The sequence below is a fragment of the Microbacterium sp. P2_F9 genome (assembly GCF_056403635.1).
The window spans coordinates 1-8,402 of the sequence record NZ_JBFUFC010000172.1; the positions used below are offsets into that span (position 1 = coordinate 1).

Below are 8,402 nucleotides of genomic sequence, written 5' to 3' on the forward strand. Positions count from 1 at the left end.
GTGGCCCCAGCCGTCGACGCGGGCGTTGGCGTCGCGTCCGACGGCGAGGGCGACCACGCCGGTTCCGGCGGCGACGACGGCGCCCCGGGTGTCGCCGAGCGCGCCGAGGAAGGACGTCGTCGAGTCGTGGGCGAGTGCCGCTTCGCGGATGCCGGTGTCGCGCAGGAGTGCGAGGAGCGACCCGGCATCGGCATCCCGATCTGTAAGGCCCGAGATGCCCGCCGTGACGATCTCGGGGCGGGTGCCGGTCTCGACGATCGCGGCGTGCACGACGGCGGCGAGCTGGGGGAGCAGCGGCTCGTGCGTCCTGATGCCGCCGAACAGCACATCGCGGCGCCCATCGCCGTCCTGGAGACGCACCTTCATCCCGGTCTGGCCCGCGTCGATCGCGAGCACCCCTGCGGCGGTCATGCGCTCACCTCTCGCGTGGTCATCGCGGTGTAGACCTCCCGCAGGTAGACACCTGCGGGCTTTCCGTAGGGACAGTAGTCATCGTTCGACGGCGCATCCTCGATCGCGTACAGCGTGGCCGGCCAATCCCACAGCATGAACCCGCCCACCCACGGCCGATCGGCGCACGCCTCGAACATCGCGCGGTAGTAGCGCAGCTGCTCCTCGCCCGACGGCTCGCCGGGGAGGGCCCAGTCGTTGGGCAGGTTGGCCGAGCCGGTGCGACTGGGGCAGCCCGTCTCCATGAAGAAGAACGGCTTGCCGGATGCCTCGACCACCTGCTCGATGCGGTCGAGGTGGGTCTGCCAGGTGTCGATCGGGTAGTACCCGCTCGAGGAGATGACGTCGACGGCATCCCACCACGTGATGTGGTCCTCCTGGTACTTGTCGCAGTTGTAGGTGATGAGTCCGGAGTACACCATGCGCACGTCATCCACCAGGCGTCGCCAGTGCTCTTCCTGGCCGTCGGCACGCACCATCTCGCACCCGATGCAGAGCATCTCGCAGCCCTCTGCCTGGGCGATCGTGGCCGCATGCAGGATGAAGGCGCGATACGAGGCGAACCAGTCGGACCAGCTCGGCTCATTGGGCACATCCCAGTCGAAGAACCCGATGTGTGCGCGCCAGGTTCCATCGGCGCAGTTCACGACCGGCTTGAGGGCGACTTTCAGCCCCAGGCCCTTGGCCTCGCGGATCGCCCAGACGATCTCGTCGTCGGTGACGGTCGGCTCCGAGTCGAACGGGATCTCCGTCGAGAACGGCGTCTGCTGCACGGCGGCGTAGGCGATCCCGGTCCAGGTGACGGCGTGGTCGGCCATCGCCGCGAGGGATGCCGCGGCCTCCGGTGTCGCCCACGTGCCGCGGGTGCCCACCCAGCCCCACGTCATGCCGCAGATCGGCTCGCCGAGCGCGTCGATCAAGGTCGTCATGTCACCACCAGCTGGTTCGCCGAACGCAGCACGCTCGGGTGCGAGATGGCCGGAGCCTCGCGGGCACTGAGCCCACGCACGAGGATCGTCGTGGACTCGCCGGGCAGCAGCGTCACCAGGCCCTCCTCGGCGACGGCGTCGGGGACGATCTTGTCGACGAGCAGGGTCAGCTCACGCACCAGGTTGTGGGCGGTCAGCGTGATCTCCACCCCGGCTGCGTGCTCGGCGACCTCGACCGACACGCGCGGGGGCTCGAGAGCGGAATCCCGCGGCTCGCCGAAGAACCACAGTCCGCGCACGCCGGCGAGCTCGGCGACGATCAGCTCCGAACCGGCGTCACCCGCTTGGGCCGCGGCATCCGGGATCGCGACGGTCGTCACGGCGCGCGCGGGCGTCGTCACTGAGGAGATGTGCTCGGCGAGCACGACGCCGCTGTAGTCGCGCCGGGTGATCCGCAGGTCGCCGCTCCACGCGTCGCCGGTGTCGTTCACGACGGCCACCACGAGGCCGTCGCCCCGGGGCTGGATTGTGACGACCCGTGGCGCGAAGGCGTTGCGCAGCGCATAGAACAGTGGCTTCTGGTGCTCGTCGCCGTCGATCGCCGCCCACGACGTCACCGGCCAGCAGTCGTTGAGCTGCCAGATGATCGCGCCGGCCGTGTGCGGAGCGTGCGAGCGGAAGTGCTCGAGCGCCGTCGAGATCGCGTTCGCCTGGTTGAGCTGCATCGCCCAGTGCCAGGTCTCCATGTCCTCCGGAAGCCGGTAGTGCGTGATCAGCCCGTTCGTCAGCTTGACGTTGCCTTCCATCGCCTTCTGGTGCACGATCATGCCCGGCGACTCGGGGGTCAGTGGCTGGTCGCTGATGGAGCGGGTCAGGGTCGACCAGGTCGGGGGACCCTGCCAGCCGAACTCGGCGACGAACCGCGGGGTGTAGTCGCGGTAGTGCGGCCAGTCCTTCTGGTTCCACAGATCCCAGATGTGCATCGTGCCGTGCTGCTCGGCGTTCGGGTGCTGGTCGCCGGGCGCCTTATGGGGCTCCGCCCCAAACCCCCGGTTTGCTGACGCGCGCCCGCCAGGGCTGAACGGGCTCCCGGGTGCATACGGCACGAGCGGGGCGAGCTCTGAGACCACCGAGGGGAGCAGGTCGTAGTAGTAGTAGGCGCCCCAGGTCTTGCCGTCGAGGCGGAGCTTCCAGCCCCAGTCCTCGTAGCCCCAGAGGTTCTCGTTGTTGCCGGTGAGCAGCACGAGCGACGCGTGGTGACCGATGCGCGTGACGTTGTCGCGCGCCTCCGCCTCCACTTCGCCGCGCAGGGGCTCCTCTTCGGCATACGCCGCGCACGCGAAGAGGAAGTCCTGCCAGGTCAGCAGGCCGAGCTCGTCGGCGACGTCGTAGAAGTCGTCCGCCTCGTAGATGCCGCCGCCCCACACGCGGATCAGGTTGAGGTGGCCGGCGCGCGCCTGACGCAGCCGCCGCTCGTAACGGGCGCGGTCGACGCGCACCGGGAACGCGTCATCCGGAATCCAGTTCGCGCCCTTGACGAACACCGGCACGCCGTTGACGTGCAGCGTGAACGGCGTGCCCGCGTCGTCCGGGGTGGAGTCCCACGCGACGGTGCGGAACCCGACGCGGCGACGGGCTTCGTCGAGGACGACTCCGGATGCCTCGATCCGCACGTCCACGTCGTACAGCGGCTGCTCGCCATAGCCGGCGGGCCACCACAGCTCGACGTCGGGAACGGACGCCGACACCGTCGCTTCCGTCTCCCCGGCGGCGATCTCGGCGCTGACCGACACGCCCGCCACGGAGACGGTCGCGGTGACCGGCTCGTCGCCCGCGCGCTCGATCACGAGGGCGACGTCGACGATGCCGGTCGCTGCATCCGTCACCCGCACCTGCGGGCGCACCGACGCGAGCCGCGCGGTCGACCAGGATTCCAGGCGCACCGGCTTCCAGATGCCGCTGGTCGCGGTCTTGATGCCCCAGTCCCACCCGAAGCTGCACGCGGACTTGCGGATCGCGTCGTAGGGGAGCGGGTACGGGCGCTGGCGCACGCCGAGGGCGACGCTCTGCTCGTTCGCGTAGCGGATCGGACTGCGGAACGAGACCGTCAGCACGTTGTCGCCCGCGACGAGGGCGTCGCGCACGTCGATGCGGTACGTGCGGTGCTGGTTCGCGGTCTCGGCGACCGTCGTGCCGTTGAGCCGCACGGTCGCGACCGTGTCGAGCCCGTCGAAGGCGAGGTCGTGGCGAGAGTGCGCCGCGAGCTCCGATTCGTCGACGGTGAACGTGGTCTCGTACGTCCAGTCGACGAGGCCGATCCAGGCCAGCGCCGACTCGTTGTCGTCGAGGTAGGGATCCGGGATCAGTCCCGCCGCCATCAGATCGAGATGGACGACCCCAGGCACTGTCGCGGGGATCACCGCCGAGGCGATGGGCTCGGGCGCGGGACCGGAGCCTGCGCGTACGGACCAGGCGCCCTGCAGGGTGCGGGTGGATGTCACTTGACGGCTCCTGAGGTGAGGCCACGGTAGATCCAGCGCTGCAGGAAGAGGAACGCGAGGATCGTGGGGATGATGACGACGATCGTGCCGGCTGCGATGATCTCCCACTGGGCTCCGAACGGTCCCTTGAACCGGAAGAGCGACGTGGAGATGAAGCCCTCGGAAGGCAGGTAGAGGAACGGCGCGTAGAACTCGTTGTAGATCGCGATGCCCTTGATGATCACGACGGTGGCGATCGCCGGGCGCAGCAGCGGAAGGATGATGCGCCAGTAGATCGTCCAGCGGTTGGCGCCGTCGAGCATCGCCGCCTCATCGAGCGAAACGGGGATCGACTGCATGAACTGGATGAACAGGTAGATCGCGATGATGTCCGTGCCCATGAAGAGGAGGATCAGCGCGGTCTTCGTGTCGTAGAGGCCGAGTCCGTTGATCAATTGGAAGGTCGCCACCTGGCTCGTCGCGCTCGGGATGAGCGTGGCGACCAGGAAGAGCCCGACCACGAGCTTCTTGCCGCGGAACACGAACCGATCGAGCGCATACGCGGCCATGGTGCCGATGAAGATCGTCCCGACGAGCGAGACCACGAGCACGATCGTCGTGTTGACGAAGCCCTCGAGCATCTCGCCGCTCGTGAACGCCGTGACGAAGTTGTCGAAGTTGAGCCAGTTCTCCGGCAGATCGAACGGGCCGGTGGAGGCGAACTCGGAACTCGTCTTCAAGCTCGCGAACAGCACCACCGACAGCGGGAGCAGGGTGAACAGAGCACCCACGATGAGGCTGACGTACTTCGCGGTGGTCGCGCTCATGCCCTTGAAGCGCATGAAGGGGGTCAGGCCGCTCTCATAGCGGCGCACGGTCGTCATGTCAGGTCAACCTTCTCGTCGGGGAAGACTTTGCGCTGGATCACGGTCACGATCAGCACGATGAACAGCAGCACGACGGCCATCGCCGACGCGAGGCCGACCTGCCGGTAGCTGAAGGCGGTCTGCAGCGTCTGGATCACGAACGTCGCCGAGCCGTTCGCGCCGCCGGTCATGATGAACGGGATCTCGAACACACTCAGGGCGCCGGCCACCGCGAGGATGAACGACAGGCCGATGACGCGGCGGATGCCGGGGAAGATCAGGGCCCAGAACTGCTGGAACCGCGACGCGCCGTCGATCTCGGCGGCTTCATACAGCTCGCGGGGGATCGACTGGATCGCTCCGAGGAAGAGCACGAAGTTGAGGCCCGTGTAGCGCCAGACCGAGGTCGCTGCCAGCGACCAGTTCACGTAGGCGGGGTCGCCGAGCCAGTGCGGGGGTTCGGTGACGCCGAACCACGACAGCGCCGTGTCGAGTGTGCCGCCCGGCTGGAAGAGGTAGAGGAACACGAACCCGATCGCGACGCCGTTGATCAGGTAGGGGAAGAAGAGGATGCCGCGGAACAGGTTCTGGAACCGCGTCGAGAAGCTCAGGATCGTCGCGAAGTAGAGGGCGATCGCCATCTGCACGAACGTCGCGAGGAAGTAGTAGAGGCTGACCCCGAAGACGCTGAAGATGCGCGGGTCGGTGAAGACCTGGACGTAGTTCTCCAGGCCGACGAAGTTCTTGGTGAGATCGATGCCGTCCCAGTCGGTCACGCTGAAGTAGAAGAGATTCAGCGCGGGCCAGTAGGTGAACACCAGGAGCAGACCCACCGCGGTGGCCAGGAACAGCCACGGGGTGAGGTGCTGCCGGAACGACCGTCCCGCGGAACGGCCGGTCTTGGGCCCGGCATCGCCGGTTCCGCGGGAACCGCGGAACCGGCGAGCACGTACGGGAGCGGAGAGGACGGACGGGGCGCCCGCGGGTGCGGAGCCGAGTGGTGCGAGTGCCATGTGCTTCTCCGAGTCCAGGGGTGGGTCAGTTGGAGAGCTTCTCGACCGAAGCGCCCCAACGTTCGTTGAGCTCGGCGAAGTAGCTGTCCTTGTCGCCGTCGGCAGCGCCGCGGGCGATGTCGACGAGCTTCTGACGGTAGAGCGGGCCGTAGATGTCGATCTGCGCGTCGTTGGCGGTGTCGGCGAGGAGGCTCTCCTTGCCCGCAGGAGCGGGGTTGATCTCGATGAGCTCGACGCCCGCGTCGGTGAAGCCGGCGAGGTTGTCGGGGAGGGGCTTCTCGAGAACCGGCGAGATCATGCCCTGCGCCTCGGTGTAGCCGGACTCCGAAACTACCCACTGGATCCATGCCCATGCGGCCGCCTTGGCCTTGGAGTGCTTGCTCACGGCGAGGTTGTAGTCGCCGCCGACCACGGCGAACTGCGTGCCGTCCACGGTCGCGGGGAAGGCGATGTAGCCGATGTCGTCGGCCGAGGCGCCGTTCTCTTCAGCCTTCGCCTGCATCTGCGAGATCGCCCATGAGCCGAGGGTCATCGTCGCGATCTTGCCGGTGGCCAGGTCGACCTTCGACTGCTCCCAGTTCGTGGTGAGCGGGTCTTCCTCGGTCAGGCCTGCGGCGACCGAGTCGTACAGCAGCGAGTCGATTGCGTAGACATCGGTACCTTCGGTCCACGGCGCCGGGTCTTCCGCCATCGTGATCGGTGCGTCCTGGTCGTCGGTCACGACGCCGAGGTTGCCGAAGCTCTGGGTGAGCGGCCAGCCGTCCTTGTAGTTCGTGTAGAGCGGGATCGCGTCGGTGTTGTCCTTGATCGCCTGCAGCGCCTCGAGCCACTCGTCTTCGTCGGTCGGCGGGGTCGTGATACCCGCCTCTTCCCAGACCTTCTTGTTGTAGATCACGCCGTTCGCGTTGCCGCCGAAGGCGATGCCGTACTGCGTGCCGTCGTAGCTCGCCGCCGGCAGGAACCGGTAGGTGTCCGCGAAGTCGGCGGTCTTGCCCAGGGGCTCGAGGAACTGGTCGTACTGGTTGGGGGAGATCGTCGGGATGCCGAGCACGTCGCCGTAGTTCGAGGTGCTCATCCGCGTCTGCATCTCGCCGGCGTAGTCGGTGATCCCCTCGAAGGTGACCTTCACGTCGGGGTACTTCGCCGTGAACTCCTTCGCGTACTTGTCGAACGTGCCGTCCGCGATCAGGTCGGTGCGCCACGTGACCACCGTGATGTCGCCCTTCACGTCGCCGTCGATCGTGTTGTCGGCGTCGCTCGAGCCACCTCCGCCGGCACAGCCCGCGAGGGCGATCCCGGTGACGGTGAGCAGGGCGAGCGCTCCCAATGTCTTCTTTGCCATGTGTATCTCCTTGTGAGGGTTCTCCGTTGACCTCGGATGCAGTCGCCGCCGCATCGGGGTTGTCGCGGGCCCACATTAGGCGCGTGAGAGCGCTCTCCGCAAGGGTAAATGTCAACGCTGTCGTATTCTGTCCGTTCAGAATTCAGATTCAAAAAACAGCTCTCGATCAGCACTTTAAGGTTACCTTGATCGTAGCTTCATGTCTGAAATGTCCATGAAATGTCCATCGTCGCCATTCCCCTGTACCTCTGCTACTCTGACCGGGAGGAGGGCCGATGACGGTTCAGCAGCGCGCCACGCTCGATGATGTCGCCCGGCTCGCGGGGGTCAGCTCGAAGACGGTCTCGCGTGTCTTCACGACCCGCGAACTGGTCGCGCCCGAGACGGTCGATCGGGTCCTCGCGGCCGCCAAGCGACTGCGGTTCCGGCCCAACACACTCGCGCGCGGTCTGCGGCGCGGCGGGGGCACGAACACCGTCGGATTCATCATGGGTGAGCTGAGCAACCCGTTCTACTACAAGGTCGCCTCCGGCATCGAGCGCGAGCTCGCCGGCGCCGGCTAYGGGCTGGTCGTCGCCACCACCGACGACACCCCAGAAGGCGAGGAGCGCGTCGCCGATGCGCTGCTCGCGCAGCGCATCGGCGCGCTGCTGCTGATCCCGGTGGCCGACGACCAGTCGTATCTCGAAGGAGAGCGCCAGCTCGGCACACCGGTCGTTGCGATCGACCGGCCGGCACGCAATCTCGTGGCCGACTCGATCGTGCTCGAGAACCACCGTGGGGTCTTCGACGCGACCAGCCGGCTGCTCGCACGGGGCCATCGGCGGATCGCGTACATCTGCAATCCGGCATCCGTCTACACCCAGGCTGAGCGCCTGCGCGGCTATCGCGATGCGATGGCGGCGGCGGGCGTGACCGAGACGGCGAGGTGGGAGATGCTGGCGGACGACCTGGCGATCCCGGCGGACGAGCTCGTGCGGAGGGTGATGACCATGGACGACCCGCCCACCGCGCTCCTGGCGGGGAACAACCGCGTCACGATCGGCGCGCTTCGGGTGCTGCGCGACCTCCACGACGACGGGCGAACCGCGATCGTCGGCTTCGACGACTTCGACACCGCCGACGTGCTCGGGGTTTCGGTCATCAGCTATGACCCCGTCGAACTCGGTCGCAGGGCTGCGCAGGTTGCGCTCGAGCGCATCGGCGACCCGGCCGGCTTCACCCGGCAGATCGCACTGCCCACCTGGATCATCGAGCGAGGCACCGGCGAACGGCACGCAGCTCAGAGAGGCGAGGAATGACCGCGGGAATCGTTCAGCTGG

Annotated in this window: 6 protein-coding genes and 1 pseudogene; 1 reads left to right on the top strand and 6 read right to left on the bottom strand. The window is 67.4% G+C overall.

Annotation, left to right across the window (positions count from 1 at the left end; all coding sequences use genetic code 11):
* The 6 genes and pseudogenes from AC1DVT_RS15465 to AC1DVT_RS15490 form a co-directional block, all read right to left on the bottom strand.
* Nucleotides 1-411: pseudogene (locus AC1DVT_RS15465) on the bottom strand (hypothetical protein); the annotation flags it as partial.
* On the bottom strand, nucleotides 408-1,379 hold the full coding sequence (locus AC1DVT_RS15470) for a glycoside hydrolase family 113 (RefSeq protein WP_477389902.1): 972 nt from the start codon (nucleotides 1,377-1,379) through the stop codon (nucleotides 408-410). The gene AC1DVT_RS15470 and the pseudogene AC1DVT_RS15465, both read right to left, overlap by 4 nt.
* Nucleotides 1,376-3,880, bottom strand: coding sequence for a glycoside hydrolase family 2 protein (locus tag AC1DVT_RS15475; RefSeq protein WP_477389903.1), 2,505 nt, complete (start codon nucleotides 3,878-3,880; stop codon nucleotides 1,376-1,378). The genes AC1DVT_RS15470 and AC1DVT_RS15475 overlap by 4 nt, the downstream gene beginning before the upstream one ends.
* On the bottom strand, nucleotides 3,877-4,743 hold the full coding sequence (locus AC1DVT_RS15480) for a carbohydrate ABC transporter permease (protein WP_477389904.1): 867 nt from the start codon (nucleotides 4,741-4,743) through the stop codon (nucleotides 3,877-3,879). Before AC1DVT_RS15480 ends, AC1DVT_RS15475 begins: the two co-directional genes overlap by 4 nt.
* The gene (locus AC1DVT_RS15485; protein WP_477389905.1) at nucleotides 4,740-5,738 is read right to left on the bottom strand and encodes a carbohydrate ABC transporter permease; all 999 of its coding nucleotides are present in this window, start codon (nucleotides 5,736-5,738) and stop codon (nucleotides 4,740-4,742) included. The genes AC1DVT_RS15480 and AC1DVT_RS15485 overlap by 4 nt, the downstream gene beginning before the upstream one ends.
* A gap of 25 nt (nucleotides 5,739-5,763) precedes the next feature.
* Complete coding sequence (locus AC1DVT_RS15490) at nucleotides 5,764-7,080, bottom strand: ABC transporter substrate-binding protein (RefSeq protein WP_457100053.1); 1,317 nt, start codon at nucleotides 7,078-7,080, stop codon at nucleotides 5,764-5,766.
* Nucleotides 7,081-7,355: 275 nt separating this feature from the next.
* Between AC1DVT_RS15490 and AC1DVT_RS15495 the strand changes: the two genes are divergently transcribed.
* A complete protein-coding gene (locus tag AC1DVT_RS15495; protein WP_457100052.1) occupies nucleotides 7,356-8,381 on the top strand; it encodes a LacI family DNA-binding transcriptional regulator in 1,026 nt (341 codons plus the stop codon).
* Nucleotides 8,382-8,402: the final 21 nt, after the last annotated feature.